We start from the raw sequence: 14628 nt of genomic DNA on the forward strand, positions 1-14628 counted from the left end.
GCTGCGCCGCGCCGGCGCCGGCCTCGGTGCCCGGCTCCTCGGCGACCGCCTTCGCGGCGGCCTCTGCCTCCGGCTTCGGCTCCTCACCGGGGGCGGGCTCTTCCGCCGGCTGCGACTGCTGGGCTTCGGCTACGTCCGGTGCCTCGCCTGCATCGCCGGCGTCGCCGGCGTCGCCCGCCTTGGCCACGGCCTTCTTCTTCGCCGTCTTCTTCTTGGCCTTCTTCTTCGCGGGAGCCTTCTTGCGGGTGGTCTTCTTCGGCCGGCCCTGCTCGTCCAGCTCGACGAATTCGTCGTCGCCCAGGACCGCCTCGGGGGCGGAAGCCTTGCCGTCCAGCACCGCGTCGGCGATCACCGCCGTGTAGAGCTGGATCGCGCGCATGGCGTCGTCGTTGCCCGGGATGATGTGGTCGATCTCGTCGGGCGAGCAGTTGGTGTCCACGACGGCCACCACCGGGATGCCCAGCTTGCGCGCCTCGGCCACCGCGATGTTCTCGTGCATCACGTCGATCACGAAAAGCGCGTCCGGCAGGGAGTTCATCTGCTTGATGCCGCCGAGACTGCGCTCGAGCTTCTCGCGCTCGCGCTCGATGGTCAGGCCCTCCTTCTTGGTGAGCTGCCCCATCGTGCCGTCTTCCTTCATGGCCTCGATGTCGCCGAGACGCTTGATCGAGCCCTTGATGGTCTTGAAGTTGGTAAGCATGCCGCCGAGCCAGCGGTAGCTGACGAAGGGCATGCTGCAACGCTCGGCCTCGCTGCGGATGGCCTCGCGGGCCGACCGCTTGGTGCCGACGAACAGGACGGTGCCGCCGTCGGAGACCAGGTTCTTCACGTAGCCGGCCGCCTCCCGCAGCATCGGCAGCGAGCGCTCCAGATTGATGATGTGGATCTTGTTGCGTTCGCCGAAGATGTAGGGGGCCATCTTCGGGTTCCAGTAACGGGTCTGATGCCCGAAATGCACACCAGCCTCCAGCAGCTGGCGCATGTTCACGTCAGTCATGTCGTCTCCTCGGGTTGAGCCTCCATACACCCTCGGACCGCAACCCCTTTTTCGGCGGGGCACCCGGCGGACCGTGTCGGTGCATGTGTGGATTAAGTTTTCGGATTGCCTGTCAGGCGCGCGCTTTATACCATAGGTCGCTTTGTCCAACAACGCAGCGGCGGCGAAACCCGACGGAGAGCGGCCCCGCCCGCCATCCCCCGGGTAACCCCGGCGCACATCCGGCGCCCCCTTTGCCATGAATGTGACCATAAAGACCCCCGACGAGCAGGAGAAGATGCGCGTGGCCGGCCGGCTGGCCGCCACCGTGCTGGACATGATCGGCGAGCACGTGCGCCCGGGCGTGACCACGGGCGAGCTGGACGCCATCTGTCACCGCTACATCGTCGAGGAGCTGGATGCGGTGCCCGCGCCGCTGAACTACCGCGGCTTCCCGAAATCGATCTGCACCTCCGTGAACCACGTCGTCTGCCACGGCATCCCGGGGGACAGGCAGCTGAAGTCCGGCGACGCCCTGAATATCGACATCACGGTCATCAAGGACGGGTTCCATGGCGACACCAGCCGCATGTTCCACGTCGGCAAGCCCTCCGTGCAGGCGGAGCGGGTGGCCGCGGTGGCCCGCGAGGGCATGCTGCGCGGCATCGCCCAGGTGGCCCCTGGCAATCATCTCGGCGATATCGGCCACGCCATCCAGAAATACGTGGAGTCCCAGCGCTGCTCGGTGGTGCGGGAATACTGCGGGCACGGCATCGGCCGGGGCTTCCACGAGGATCCCCAGGTGCTGCACTACGGCAGGCCGGGCACGGGGATGGAGCTCGTGCCGGGCATGAGCATCACCGTCGAGCCCATGGTGAACGCCGGCAAGCGCCACGTGAAGCTGCTTCCGGACGGCTGGACGGTGGTCACCAAGGACCATTCGCTGTCCGCCCAGTGGGAGCACACCGTGCTGGTCACCGAGACCGGCCACGAGATACTCACCCTCGGGGCCGCGGAGCGCGAAGCCGCCGCCGCGGGCGGCTGAGGCGCACCGGCGTGAACACGAGCGCCGGCGGGATCCGGGAGAAAGGCGGCACCGACCCGGCCATCGCCGTCCTGGAAGGGCATCTGGGCGCCTGCCGGCGCGACGTCGAGCCCCTGTCGCTGCGGGAGGGACTGGCGGAGGCCGACGAGAATCTGGTGGAGCGTTTCCGCGCCGGCGCAGCCGTGGACCGGCTCGTGGTGGCCCGGGCCGCCCTCATCGACCGCCTGCTGCACCACCTCTGGGACTGCTATGCCGACGATCCGGCGGCCGCGCTGGTGGCCGTCGGCGGCTACGGGCGCGGCGAGCTGCACCCCTGCTCCGATATCGACGTCATGGTCCTGCTGCCCGACGGGGAACAGGAGACCGGCTGGCTCAGCGACTTCCTCACCGCGCTGTGGGACGTGGGCCTGGAGATCGGCCACAGCGTGCGCACGGTGGCCGACTGCGAGCGTGAGGCCCGCGCCGACGTCACCGTCATGACCACGCTGATGGAGGCGCGGCTGCTCGCGGGCCCCGCGGCGAACTTCGACGCCATGCGCGAGCGCATCGGACCCGACCGCATGTGGTCGTCCCGCGAGTTCTTCGAGGCCAAGCGCACGGAGCAGATCGAGCGCCACCACCGCTATCACGACACCGCCTACAACCTGGAGCCGAACGTCAAGGGCAGCCCGGGCGGGCTGCGCGACATCCAGATGATCGGCTGGATCGCCAAGCGCCACTTCGGCGCCGAGGGCCTGGCGGAGCTGGTCGACCACCGCTTCCTGACGCCGGGCCAGCTCGACCGGTTGATCGAGGGCCGCAGTTTCCTGTGGAAGGTGCGCTTCGCCCTGCACGTGCTGACCGGACGCCGCGAGGACCGCCTCCTGTTCGACCACCAGGTGAAGCTCGCGCAGATGCTGGGCTACGAGGACGCCTCCTACACGCTGGCGGTCGAGCAGATGATGCAGCGCTACTACCGCACCGTCATGGAGCTGTCGCGGCTGAACGAGATCCTGCTGCAGCTCTTCCAGGAGGCCATCCTGCTCGACCCGGACGCCGAGCCGGAGCCGCTGAACGAGCGCTTCCAGGTACGTAACGGCTTCCTGCAGACCGCCAATGACGAGGTCTTCGAGCGCGACCCGTCCGCGCTGCTGGAGCTGTTCACGCTGCTGCAGAAGCACAGCGACATCAAGGGCGTCAGCGCCTGGACCGTGGGGCTGATCAAGCGCAGCCTGCACCTCATCGACGAGGAGTTCCGCCAGAGCCCCCGCAATCACCGCCTGTTCCTGGAGATCCTGCGCGCGCCCCGGGGCGTCACCCACGAGCTGCGGCGCATGAACCTGTACGGCGTCCTCGGGCTGTACATCCCCTCCTTCGGGCGCATCGTCGGGCGCATGCAGTACGACCTGTTCCACGCCTACACCGTCGACGCACACACCCTGTTCGTGGTCAGCAACCTGCGCCGCTTCCGGCTGCACCAGTTCGACCACGAGTACCCGCACCCGAGCGCGGTGATGCAGGCGCTGGAGAAGCCGGAGATCGCCTACCTGGGCGGGCTGTTCCACGACATCGCCAAGGGCCGCGGAGGCGATCACTCCGAGCTGGGCGCGGTCGACGCCGAGGCCTTCTGCCTGGAGCACGGCCTGTCCCGCTACGAGGCCCGCATGGTCGCCTGGCTGGTGCGCCACCACCTGGCCCTGTCCACCACGGCGCAGAAGAAGGACATCAGCGACCCGGCGGTCATCAACGAATTCGCCGCGCTGGTGGGCGACCAGACCCACCTCGACTACCTGTACGTGCTGACGGTGGCGGACGTGCGCGGCACCAACCCCAAGCTGTGGAATTCCTGGAAGGCGAGCCTGTTCGAGGACCTGTACGAGCTCACCAAACGGGCGCTGCGCCGTGGCCTCGAGAACCCCATCGACAAGGACGAGCTGATCGCCGAGACCCAGCGCGAGGCCCGCGCGGCGCTGGCGGCCGCCGGCGTCGCCGACTCGGACATCGACCGGGTCTGGGCACTGCAGAATCCGGAGTACTTCCTGCGCCACGGCGCCGACGAGATCGCCTGGCAGACCGAGTTCATGGCCGCGCACCGGGACGAGCTGGAGCAGCCGCTGATCGCCGTGCGCGCGCTGGAGGACACCGGCAGCATTGCGCTGTTCCTGTACACGCCGCAGCGCTACCACACCTTCGCCAACGCCACGGCGGTGATCGACGAGCTCGGGCTCAGCATCCTGGATGCCCGCATCACGCCCACCCGCAACGGCTACAGCATGGATACCTACATCGTCATGGAGGTCGGGCAGGCCGAGCAGGCGCCGGACGGCGACCGCCTGGAGGAGATCCTCACCCGGGTGACGCAGGTCGTGCGCCGGGGCGACGACTGGGATGCCCGCGTCACCCGCCGCGCGCCGCGGCAGGTGCGCATGTTTCGCACGCCCACCCAGATCAGCTTCGCCGCCGACAAGGCCGGGGGACGGACCATCATGGAGCTGGTCGCCGGCGACCGGCCGGGCCTGCTGCTGGCGGTGGGCAAGGTCTTCCGCGAACTGGGCGTCGAGATCAAGGCGGCGAAGATCCTCACCATCGGCGAGCGCGCCGAGGACGTGTTCTACCTGACCGGGCACGACCAGCAGCCGCTGGACGCCACGGTGCGCGAGGCACTCAGCCGCACGCTCGACCAGCGCCTCGGCGAGGCGGCCTGACCGTGAACCCGCTGATCCGGCGCCTGCACCCCTACCCGTTCGAACAGCTCGCGGAGCTGCTGGCGGGCGTCGAGCCGCCGGCCGGCCTCGGCCGCATAGCACTGTCCATCGGCGAGCCCCGGCACGAGACACCCGCTTTCATCCTGGAGGCGCTGGAGGCGGCGCTGGCGGAGGGAGCCGGCGTCTATCCCGTCTCGCTGGGGCTGGACGAGCTGCGCGAGGCCTGTGCCGACTGGCTCGAGCGGCGCTTCGGTGTGCGCGTCGACCCGGGCAACGGCATCCTGCCCGTGAACGGCACCCGGGAGGGCCTGTTCTCCTTCGCCCAGGCGGTGGTCGATCCGGCCGCGGGCAGCTACGTGGCCATGCCGAACCCGTTCTACCAGATCTACGAGGGAGCGGCGCTGCTCGCCGGTGCCGAGCCCTGGTACCTGCCCACCCTGCCGGAGACCGGCTTCCGTCCCCGCCTGGCGGACGTACCGGAACGGGTCTGGGCGCAGACGGCCCTGGTCTACGTCTGCTCGCCCGGCAATCCCACCGGCGCGGTGCTGGACGGCGCCTTCTACCGGGAACTGCTCGAGCTGGCCGACCGGCACGACTTCGTGATCGCGGCCGACGAGTGCTACGCCGACATCTATCTGGACGAGGCGCCGGTCTCGCTGCTGGAGGTCTGCCGCGACCTCGGCCGCGACGATTACGCCCGCTGCATCGCCTTCCACAGCCTGTCGAAGCGCTCCAATATCCCCGGCCTGCGCTCCGGCTTCGTCGCCGGCGACGCTCGGATCATGGCCGAGTACCGCCGCTACCGCACCTACCACGGCTGCGCCATGCCCGTACCCACCCAGCGCGCGAGCGTCGCGGCCTGGGCGGACGACGCCCACGTGGAGGCGAATCGCCGCCTGTATGCGCGCAAGTTCCGTGAGGTCACGCCCCTGCTCGCCGACGTCCTCGACGTGGAGGCGCCGGCGGCCTCGTTCTACCTCTGGGTGGGCGTCGACGGCGACGACGAGCGCTACGCACGGGAACTCTACGCCGCCACCAACGTGGTGACGCTGCCGGGCTCCTACCTGGGCCGCGAGGCCGGCGGCGCGAACCCGGGCGCCGGGCGCCTGCGGCTGTCGCTGGTGGCGCCGCCGGACGACTGCGTGGAAGCCGCCCGGCGCATCCGCGAGTTCGCCCTCGCCCGCCGGCAATAACGAACAGCAACGACGCAAGAGGAACGACGATGAGCGATATCCGCGACACCATCGAGCAGGCGTGGGAGCGCCGCGGCGAACTCCGTCCCGGCGATACGGCGGTGGCCGATGCCGTCGCGGCCGCGCTCGCCGAACTGGACAGCGGCCGGGCCCGGGTAGCCGAGCCGGGGCCGGACGGCTGGGTGGTGAACGACTGGCTGAAAAAGGCGGTGCTGCTCTACTTCCGCCTCTCGGACAACCGCGTGGTCGAGGGCGGCCACACCCGCTACTACGACAAGGTGGGCCTGAAGTACGCCGATTACGACCTGGAACGCTTCCGCGCCGACGGCGTGCGCGTGGTACCGGACGCCCAGGTGCGCCGCGGCGCCTACGTGGCACCCGACGTCGTCCTCATGCCCTCCTACGTGAACATCGGCGCCTGGATCGGCTCGGGTACCATGGTGGACACTTGGGCCACCGTCGGCAGCTGCGCCCAGATCGGCGCCAACGTGCACCTGTCGGGCGGCGTCGGCATCGGCGGCGTGCTGGAACCGCTGCAGGCGGCGCCGACCATCATCGAGGACGACTGCTTCATCGGCGCGCGCTCGGAGGTCGTCGAGGGCGTCATCGTCGAGCGCGGGGCGGTGATCTCCATGGGCGTGTACATCGGCCAGAGCACGCGCATTTACGACCGCGAGAGCGGCGAGATAAGCTACGGCCGCGTACCCGCGGGCAGCGTCGTCGTACCCGGCAATCTGCCGGCGGCAGACGGCAGCCATTCGCTGTATGCCGCCGTCATCGTCAAGCGGGTCGACGAGAAGACGAAGGCCAGGGTCGGCCTGAACGAACTGCTGCGCAATCTGGACTGAGCCCTCGTGACATAGCCATCGGGACATAGCCATGGGAGAGGCGACCATCGACATCTACGGACTGAAGAGCTGCGACAGCTGCCGCAAGGCGCTGCAATGGCTGCAGGAGCACGATATCGAACACCGGTTCCATGACGTGCGCGACGACGGCGTCACCATCCAGATGCTGGAGCGCTGGGCCGACCGGGTGGAGTGGGAGGCGCTGCTGAACAAGCGCAGCCTGACCTGGCGGCGCATACCGGAACTCGACCGCCAGAACCTCAGCCGGGCCGGCGCGCTCGCGCTGATGCTGGAGAATCCCACGCTGATCAAGCGGCCCGTGATCGAGAGCCGCAAGCGGATGGTGGTGGGTTTCGACGCCGAGGCCTACGGCCGCATATTCGCCACCTGAGGGGTCCGCGGACGGCCCCGCTCAGCCGAAGCGGCCGGTGATGTAGTCCTCGGTGAGCTTGTGCTGGGGGTTGGTGAAGACCCGGTCGGTATCGTCCACCTCGATCAGCTTGCCCAGGTGGAAGTACGCCGTGCGCTGTGACACCCGCGCCGCCTGCTGCATGGAGTGGGTGACGATCACGATGGCGTAGTTCTCGCGCAGCTCGTCGATCAGGTCCTCGATGCGGGCGGTGGCGATGGGGTCCAGCGCCGAGCAGGGCTCGTCCATCAGGATCACCTCCGGGCTGACCGCGATGGTGCGTGCGATGCACAGCCGCTGCTGCTGACCGCCCGACAGGCCGGTGCCCGGCTCGTCCAGGCGATCCTTCACCTCGGCCAGCAGACCCGCGCGCTCGAGGCTGTTGTGCACGATCTCGTCCAGCTCCGCCCGGTTCGCGGCCAGGCCGTGGATGCGCGGCCCGTAGGCGACGTTGTCGTAGATGGACTTCGGGAACGGGTTGGGCTTCTGGAACACCATGCCCACCCGGGCGCGCAGGGCCACCACGTCCATGCTGCGATCGTAGATGTCCTGGCCGTCCAGCGTGATCTTGCCCGTGACCCGCGCCGACTCGATGGTGTCGTTCATGCGGTTCAGGCAGCGCAGATAGGTGGACTTGCCGCAGCCGGACGGGCCGATCAGCGCGATCACCTCGTTCTGGCCGATCTCCAGGCTGACGTCGATGATCGCGTGATTGTCTTCGTAGTAGACGTCCACGTGCTCGGTGCACAGGAACGGCCGCTTCGCGCGGGCGTTCCCGACGGTCTCGTAGGCGCGCTCGTCCTGCTCGCGGCGGTACTCCTCGACGACGGGTGCCGCGGAGGCGCTCGGGGTCAATTGATCGTCGGCCACTGGGGAGATCGGTCCTTGTTGAGCGCGGCCTGCGGCCGCCGTGGGGTCGATGTCGGTCCTGAATTCGGGCTTCATTCTCTTACAGTTCCCTGCCCGCCTCAACGGCGGACTGTCTAAAAGCTGCGCTCGAAACGCCGCCGCAACAATACGGCGGTGAGGTTCATCACCAGCAGGAATCCGAGCAGCACGATGATCGCCGCGGAGGTGCGCTCCACGAAGGCGCGCTCGGGGCTGTCGGCCCAGAGATAGACCTGCACCGGCAGCGCGGCCGAGGGGTCCAGCGGGCCCTGGGGGATGTCGACGATGAAGGCCACCATGCCGATCATGAGCAGCGGCGCCGTCTCGCCCAGCGCCCGGGCCATGCCGATGATGGTGCCGGTGAGGATACCCGGCAGCGCCAGCGGCAGCACGTGCTGGAACACCATCTGCATCTTCGACGCGCCCAGGCCGAGCGCGGCCTCCTTGATGGACGGCGGCACGGCCTTGATGGAGGCGCGCGCGGCGATGATGATCACCGGCAGCGTCATCAGCGACAGCACCAGCCCGCCGACCAGCGGCGAGGAGCGCGGCAGCGACGCCCAGTTGATGAACACGGCGAGCCCGAGCAGCCCGAACACGATGGAGGGCACGGCCGCCAGGTTGTTGATGTTCACCTCGATGAGGTCGGTCCAGCGGTTGCGCGGCGCGAACTCCTCGAGATAGACCGCCGCCGCCACGCCGATCGGGAACGCCAGTGCCACGGTGACCAGCAGCATGTAGAACGACCCCATCAGGGCGCCGCGGATGCCGGCGAGCTCCGGGTCCCGGGAATCGCCGTTCGTGAACAGCGCGGTGTTGAACTTGAGCTGCAGCCGCCCCGTCTCGGTCAGCCGGTCGATCCAGACGAGTTCCCGGTCCTTCACGGGCCGGGACTCCTCGGGCAGCGTGCGGTCGATACTGCCCTTCACCACCATGTCCACGTCGGCGCTGGCCGGCACCCACACCCGGCGGGTCTCGCCGATCGCGTCCGGCTCGGCCGCCACCAGATTCTGCAGCTGGTAGGACGCGCCCACGCTGACCAGCTGCGCGAGCGCGCGGCGGTCGCGCCGGCCGCTCACCTCCGGGAACAGGTCGTAGAGACTCTCTCGCACCAGACCGGAATAGTCACCCAGGGCCAGCGCCTCGGGGTTCGTCGCCCCCGTCGGCGAGATGAGGGCCGGATCCAGATAGACGTCCAGCGCCACCTGGGACTGCGCGAAGGCCTTGTAGCCGCTCGCGACGATGCTGGCGAAGAACAGCACCAGGAATGTCAGCCCGACGGAGACCGCCAGCATGCCCAGCACCCGGAACCGGCGCTCGCGGCCGTAGCGCCGGGGCAGCCCCGCCTCCATGAGTTGCCGTGCCGTCTTCCTGCCGTCGCTCATTCGTACTGCTCCCGGTATTTGCGCACGACCCTGAGGCCGATCACGTTCAGCACCAGCGTCACCAGGAACAGCACGAGGCCGAGGGCGAAGGCCGCCAGGGTCTTGGCACTGTCGAATTCCTGGTCGCCCACCAGCAGGGTCACGATCTGCACGGTCACGGTGGTCACCGCTTCCAGGGGATTGCCGGTCAGGTTCGCGGCAAGACCGGCGGCCATCACCACGATCATGGTCTCGCCGATGGCCCGCGAGACCGCCAGCAGGATGCCGCCGACGATACCGGGCAGGGCCGCCGGCAGTATCACCAGCTTCACCGTCTCGGAGCGCGTCGCGCCCAGGGCGAACGAGCCGTCACGCATGGCCCGGGGCACCGCCGTGATGGCGTCGTCGGACAGGGACGAGACCAGCGGGATGATCATGATGCCCATGACCAGTCCGGCCGCCAGCGCGCTCTCCGAGGCCACGTCCAGGCCGATACTGGTGCCGACCTCCCGTATCAGCGGCGCCACGGTCAGTGCCGCGAAGAAGCCGTACACCACGGTGGGGATACCCGCCAGCACCTCGAGCAGCGGCTTGGCGGTGGAGCGGAAGCTCGAGCGCGCGTATTCGGTCAGGAATATCGCCGTCATGAGTCCGATGGGCACGGACACGAACATGGCGATGGCGGTGATGAGCAGCGTGCCGGTGAACAGCGGCACGGCGCCGAAGGCGCCGGAGGAGCCCACCTGGTCGGCGCGGATGGCAGTCTGGGGGCTCCACTCCAGCCCGAACAGGAACTCGGTGATCGGGACTTTGCGGAAGAAAAGGATGGATTCGAACAGCACCGAAAGGACGATACCGACCGTGGTCAGGACGGCGATGGTCGAGGCGGCGAGCAGGGCACTCTGGATGACGCGCTCGACGTGATTGCGGGCGCGGAAACCCGGCGAGATGCGCCGCCACGCCAGGGTCGCGCCGCCCACGGCCGCCGCCAGCACGAAAATCGTGAGCAGCAGCCGGCTCCTCGCCCGCGTCTCCAGGTAGAAATCCGCCGCCGCCCGCATCTCCGCGTCGACGTTGGTGCTGACCACGTCCCCGGCGGCGAGGTTGCGGATGTCGTTGACGGCGAGATCGAGCGCGCCGGAGGACAGGTCGCGCACCGACTCGGGCAGCCGGTCGACCATGAGCGCGGTAATCACCCTGGGTTCCAGCGTGATCCACAGCAGGATGATGGCGAGCCCGGGCAGCAGGCACCAGATGGCGGTGAAGTAGCCGTAGTAGCTCGGCAGGGAATGCAGGCGTGCCATCGGCCGGTCGCCGCCCGCCGTGGTCAGGGAACGGCCGCGGCCGAGACGGTAGGCTGCAGCGCAGAGGAACAGCAGGATCAGCAGCAGTGTCTCGGGCTGCATTCGGTCACCCTTCCATCGTGGCGCGGGTTTCGCGCGGCGGCCGGCGGACCGCCGCGCGTCCCTCGTCTCTCGTTATTGTCGTCCGCTCCGGCCCCGGCTCAGAGTCGGATCGGGGTCAGCGATTCCACGGCGGCCAGCACCCTGGCCCGCTCCGGCTCCGGCATGGGGATCAGACCGCGCTCGGCCAGGTAGCCGTCGTCGCCCCACGCGCGCTCGCTCGTCATTTCGCGCAGGAATTCTCTCATACCGGGAATGACGCCGACATGGGCCACCTTGGCGTAGGAATACAGCGGCCGGGACACCGGGTAGTCGCCCGAGGCGATCTTCTCGAAGGTCGGCTCGACGCCGTCGATGAACGAGCCGTGCACCTTCTCGATGTTCTGATCCAGGAAGCTGAAGCCGAAGATACCGAGGGCGTCCGGGTTGGCCTCCAGCTTCTGGACGATGAGGTTGTCGTTCTCGCCCGCTTCCACGTAGACGCCGTCCTCGCGGATGGAGTGGCAGATCGTCTTGTAGCGGGTCTCGTCCTCGTCCTCGAGGGCCGCGATCCAGTCGAACGTCTGGCAGCCGCCCTCCATGGCGAGCTCCACGAACGCGTCGCGCGTACCCGAGGTGGGCGGCGGTCCCAGCACCTCGATCTCGATTTCGGGCAGGTTCGGGTCCACCTCGTTCCAGACCGTGTAGGGATTCGGCACCAGCTTCTCGCCGCCGTCGGGATCCGGGACTTCCTTGGCGAGTGCCAGGAAGATGTCGCGGCGGCTCAGCCGGTACTGCTCGGACTCCACGGCGTTGGCCATCACGATGCCGTCGTAGCCGATCTTGACCTCGATGACGTCGGTCACCCCGTTCTCCGCGCACATGTCGAGCTCGGACGCCTTCACCCGGCGGGACGAATTCGTGACGTCCGGATGGTCCACGCCCACACCGGCGCAGAACAGCTTGAAGCCGCCGCCGGAGCCGGTCGACTCGACCTTGGGCGTGCGGAACTGGGTGGTTTTGCCGAAGCGCTCGGCCACCACCGTGGTGAACGGATAGACCGTCGACGAACCGACGATGTAGATGTAGCTGCGGCCACTCTGGGCGATGGCGGTACCGGCCACGAGCAGGCCGATGCCGATGCCGATGCCGGCGACGGTTGCCATCCTGGCCATGGTTGCGATTCGGCCCGGAGCTGTGCTTCTCTTGCTCACGATTTACTCCCGCGGTTCAGGCGATGTTCGGGGACGCAGAGGATAGTCCTGCAATGTTACGGAAATATTGCAGGTGGTTCTCTTCGTACGCCACCAGGTTCAACGCTAATATTTTCTTATCAATTAGTTATAAGATATTTTTAATGTCCGATATCACCGTCGTCCACGACGAAAATGCGTTCGCTGCTGAGGAACCGGTAAGTCTCGCCTGCGAACTGATCCGCCGCCGGTCGGTGACACCCGAGGACGCCGGCTGCCAGCCTCTCATGGCCGGGCGCCTGGCCGACCTGGGCTTCAGGATAGAGCATCTGCGCTTCGGTGACACGGACAATCTGTGGGCCCGCCGGGGCGGGTCGGATCCCGTGTTCTGCTTCGCCGGCCATACGGACGTGGTCCCGCCGGGCGACCTGGAGGCATGGTCCAGTGATCCCTTCGAGCCGACCTTCCGCGACGGATTGCTCTACGGCCGGGGCGCCGCGGACATGAAGTCGAGCCTGGCCGCCATGCTGGTGGCGACCGAACGCTTCCTCGCGGCGCATCCGGACCACGGCGGCTCCATCGCCTTCCTCATCACCAGCGACGAGGAAGGACCGGCGCGGGACGGCACGAAGCGGGTGATCGAGACGCTGCAGGAGCGCGGCGAACACATCGACTGGTGCGTGCTGGGCGAGCCGTCCAGCCAGGCCGCGCTCGGCGACATCGTACGCAACGGGCGACGGGGCTCACTGAGCGGCATCCTCAAGGTCCGCGGCATCCAGGGCCACGTCGCCTACCCCCAGCTGGCCGACAACCCGATCCAGCGTTTCGCCCCGGCATTGGCCGAGCTCTACGCCACGCCGCTGGACGACGGCAACGAGTACTTCCCGCCCACCAGCTTCCAGGTGGTGAACGTGCAGGCCGGCATCGGCGCCCCGAACGTGACCCCCGGCGAGCTGAATGCGCGCTTCAACTTCCGCTATTCCACCGAGTGGACCCACGAGAGCCTGGCGGCCCACGTGGAGTCCATACTCGATCGCCACGGTCTGGACTACGAGCTGCACTGGCACCTGTCCGGCAAGCCTTTCCTGACCGAGGAAGGCGCGCTGACCGACGCCGTCACCGCCGCGGTGCGGGAGGAACTCGGCGTCGCGCCGGAACTCTCCACCGGCGGCGGCACCTCGGACGGGCGCTTCATCTCGCCGGCGGGGGCGCAGGTGGTGGAACTGGGCCCGGTGAATGCCTCGATCCACAAGATCGACGAGCACGTGCGGGTGGAGGACATCGTCCGCCTGACGGCGGTCTACGAGCGCATCCTGGCGCGTCTGCTGGGCGGCTGAGCCCTCAGCCGGCGCCGCGGCGCGCGGGCAGCCTGAGATTCGCGATCAGGCCGAACAGGCCGAGGATGGTCAGGCAGATCAGCACCCAGGCCGGCATGCTGAGCCCCAGGAACGACCATTTCAGCTCCGCGCATTCCCCGGAGCCGGAGAGGACCTCGCGGATCACCTCGGTCAGGGGCACCGTGTTCATCAGATAATCCAGCCCGGCGCCGCAGGCAGGCACCTCGTCGGCGGGCAGATTCTGCACCCAGACGTGGCGCCCGGCGACGCCGGCGCCGGCGGCGGCGGCGGCGAAGACCAGCACGCCGTAGACCCGGGCGCCCCAGCCCGCGGGATTGTGCAGGAAGGCGAGCAGGAAGACCGCGCCCAGCCCGATCGTGGCCACCCGCTGAAAGACGCACAGCGGACACGGCTCCAGCAGGAGCACGTACTCCGAATACAGGGCGAAGCCCATCATCGCCACGCAGGCGAGCAGGCCCGCGAGATTGGCATAGCGGCGCGTCATGAAATCCGAGGCGGTCATGCTGACGGAGGCGGTGTGGCGATCAGGCGGGCTGCTGCTCGTCCAGGGCGTCGATATCCGTGTGCCGGATGTCCTTGCCGTGGACCATGTAGATCACGTACTCGCAGATGTTCTTGGCGTGGTCGCCGATGCGCTCCAGCGCCCGCGCCGCCCAGGTCACGTTCATCACCCGCTTGATGCTGCGTGGGTCCTCCATCATGAAGGTCATGCACTGGCGCTGGATGGTCTCGTATTCCTCGTCCACCATCTCGTCGTCCTTCACCACCGCCAGTGAGGCCTGCACATCCAGCCGGGCGAAGGCGTCCATGGCCTGACGCACCATCCGGCTCACCTGACCGCCCAGGTTCTTCAGCTCCCGGTAGGAGCCGGCCGGGCGGTCCATCTCGGCGAGCTTGGAGGCGAGGAAACCGATCTTCTCGGCCTCGTCGCCGATGCGCTCGAGGTCGGTGATGGTCTTGATGATGGCGACGATCAGGCGCAGATCGCTCGCGGTGGGCGCGCGGGTGGCGAGGATGCGGCTGCATTCCTCGTCGATACTCACCTCGAGATGATTGACCTTGTAGTCGTCATAGGCCACCTGCAGCCCCAGTTCGCTGTCGCCGCTGACCACGGCCTCGACCGCGCGCTCGAGCTGGGACTCCACCAGTCCGCCCATGGACAGGACGTTGTTGCGCAACGCCTCCAGGTCCTTGTTGAAGCGGCGGGATATGTGATGGGTCAGATCCGTCGTCTGCATGCGTTGCGTCCTCTCTCGAGCCTGCGCCATGAACGATGGCGGAAACGTCT

The 14628-nt window shown here is 68.2% G+C and carries 12 protein-coding genes and 1 pseudogene; 6 read left to right on the plus strand and 7 right to left on the minus strand.

Going from position 1 to position 14628, the window contains the following annotated elements; translation table 11 throughout:
* Positions 1-139 precede the first annotated feature (139 nt).
* Positions 140-997: pseudogene (rpsB, locus tag ACJMK0_RS13835) on the minus strand (30S ribosomal protein S2); the annotation flags it as partial.
* Between the two features lie 238 nt (positions 998-1235).
* Here rpsB and map point away from each other — a divergent pair.
* From map to ACJMK0_RS13860, 5 genes are read left to right on the plus strand one after another with little or no spacing between them, the layout of a single operon-like run.
* Complete coding sequence (map, locus tag ACJMK0_RS13840) at positions 1236-2021, plus strand: type I methionyl aminopeptidase (RefSeq protein ID WP_405238997.1); 786 nt, start codon at positions 1236-1238, stop codon at positions 2019-2021.
* 11 nt (positions 2022-2032) lie between these two features.
* Positions 2033-4705 (plus strand): [protein-PII] uridylyltransferase, encoded by a 2673-nt coding sequence (gene glnD / locus ACJMK0_RS13845; protein ID WP_405238999.1) that lies wholly within the window; start codon positions 2033-2035, stop codon positions 4703-4705.
* A gap of 2 nt (positions 4706-4707) precedes the next feature.
* Positions 4708-5898, plus strand: coding sequence for a succinyldiaminopimelate transaminase (gene dapC / locus ACJMK0_RS13850; protein WP_405239001.1), 1191 nt, complete (start codon positions 4708-4710; stop codon positions 5896-5898).
* Positions 5899-5927: 29 nt separating this feature from the next.
* Positions 5928-6746, plus strand: coding sequence for a 2,3,4,5-tetrahydropyridine-2,6-dicarboxylate N-succinyltransferase (gene dapD / locus ACJMK0_RS13855; protein WP_405239003.1), 819 nt, complete (start codon positions 5928-5930; stop codon positions 6744-6746).
* Between the two features lie 31 nt (positions 6747-6777).
* The gene (locus ACJMK0_RS13860) at positions 6778-7137 is read left to right on the plus strand and encodes an arsenate reductase (RefSeq protein ID WP_405239005.1); all 360 of its coding nucleotides are present in this window, start codon (positions 6778-6780) and stop codon (positions 7135-7137) included.
* Positions 7138-7158: 21 nt separating this feature from the next.
* Here ACJMK0_RS13860 and pstB read toward each other — a convergent pair whose 3' ends face one another.
* From pstB to ACJMK0_RS13880, 4 genes are all read right to left on the minus strand, one after another.
* Positions 7159-8100, minus strand: coding sequence for a phosphate ABC transporter ATP-binding protein PstB (pstB, locus tag ACJMK0_RS13865; protein WP_405239007.1), 942 nt, complete (start codon positions 8098-8100; stop codon positions 7159-7161).
* 38 nt (positions 8101-8138) lie between these two features.
* A complete protein-coding gene (gene pstA / locus ACJMK0_RS13870; protein ID WP_405239009.1) occupies positions 8139-9428 on the minus strand; it encodes a phosphate ABC transporter permease PstA in 1290 nt (429 codons plus the stop codon).
* Positions 9425-10813, minus strand: coding sequence for a phosphate ABC transporter permease subunit PstC (pstC, locus tag ACJMK0_RS13875; RefSeq protein ID WP_405239011.1), 1389 nt, complete (start codon positions 10811-10813; stop codon positions 9425-9427). The genes pstA and pstC overlap by 4 nt, the downstream gene beginning before the upstream one ends.
* Before the next feature lie 98 nt (positions 10814-10911).
* Entirely contained in the window at positions 10912-11955 is a 1044-nt protein-coding gene (locus ACJMK0_RS13880; RefSeq protein WP_405239077.1) for a substrate-binding domain-containing protein, read from the minus strand.
* Between the two features lie 191 nt (positions 11956-12146).
* Between ACJMK0_RS13880 and dapE the strand changes: the two genes are divergently transcribed.
* Positions 12147-13319 (plus strand): succinyl-diaminopimelate desuccinylase, encoded by a 1173-nt coding sequence (gene dapE / locus ACJMK0_RS13885; protein WP_405239013.1) that lies wholly within the window; start codon positions 12147-12149, stop codon positions 13317-13319.
* A 4-nt stretch (positions 13320-13323) separates the two neighbouring features.
* Here the strand turns inward: dapE and ACJMK0_RS13890 are convergent, their stop codons facing one another.
* Both ACJMK0_RS13890 and phoU read right to left on the minus strand, forming a co-directional pair.
* Positions 13324-13824: a disulfide bond formation protein B gene (locus ACJMK0_RS13890; protein ID WP_405239015.1), complete on the minus strand. Its 501-nt coding sequence runs from the start codon at positions 13822-13824 to the stop codon at positions 13324-13326.
* A gap of 40 nt (positions 13825-13864) precedes the next feature.
* Positions 13865-14578, minus strand: coding sequence for a phosphate signaling complex protein PhoU (gene phoU / locus ACJMK0_RS13895; protein ID WP_405239017.1), 714 nt, complete (start codon positions 14576-14578; stop codon positions 13865-13867).
* Positions 14579-14628 lie beyond the last annotated feature (50 nt).

It is taken from the genome of Lentisalinibacter orientalis (assembly GCF_040706535.1).
GTDB lineage: Bacteria > Pseudomonadota > Gammaproteobacteria > Steroidobacterales > Woeseiaceae > Lentisalinibacter > Lentisalinibacter orientalis.

Bases quoted from the DNA above. Each gene is read 5' to 3' on its own strand.
- map (WP_405238997.1), top strand. From the start codon at position 1,236: ATGAATGTGACCATAAAGACCCCCGACGAGCAGGAGAAGATGCGCGTG.
- dapD (WP_405239003.1), top strand. From the start codon at position 5,928: ATGAGCGATATCCGCGACACCATCGAGCAGGCGTGGGAGCGCCGCGGC.
- ACJMK0_RS13860 (WP_405239005.1), top strand. From the start codon at position 6,778: ATGGGAGAGGCGACCATCGACATCTACGGACTGAAGAGCTGCGACAGC.
- pstB (WP_405239007.1), bottom strand. From the start codon at position 8,100: ATGAAGCCCGAATTCAGGACCGACATCGACCCCACGGCGGCCGCAGGC.
- pstA (WP_405239009.1), bottom strand. From the start codon at position 9,428: ATGAGCGACGGCAGGAAGACGGCACGGCAACTCATGGAGGCGGGGCTG.
- pstC (WP_405239011.1), bottom strand. From the start codon at position 10,813: ATGCAGCCCGAGACACTGCTGCTGATCCTGCTGTTCCTCTGCGCTGCA.
- ACJMK0_RS13880 (WP_405239077.1), bottom strand. From the start codon at position 11,955: ATGGCAACCGTCGCCGGCATCGGCATCGGCATCGGCCTGCTCGTGGCC.
- dapE (WP_405239013.1), top strand. From the start codon at position 12,147: ATGTCCGATATCACCGTCGTCCACGACGAAAATGCGTTCGCTGCTGAG.
- ACJMK0_RS13890 (WP_405239015.1), bottom strand. From the start codon at position 13,824: ATGACGCGCCGCTATGCCAATCTCGCGGGCCTGCTCGCCTGCGTGGCG.
- phoU (WP_405239017.1), bottom strand. From the start codon at position 14,578: ATGCAGACGACGGATCTGACCCATCACATATCCCGCCGCTTCAACAAG.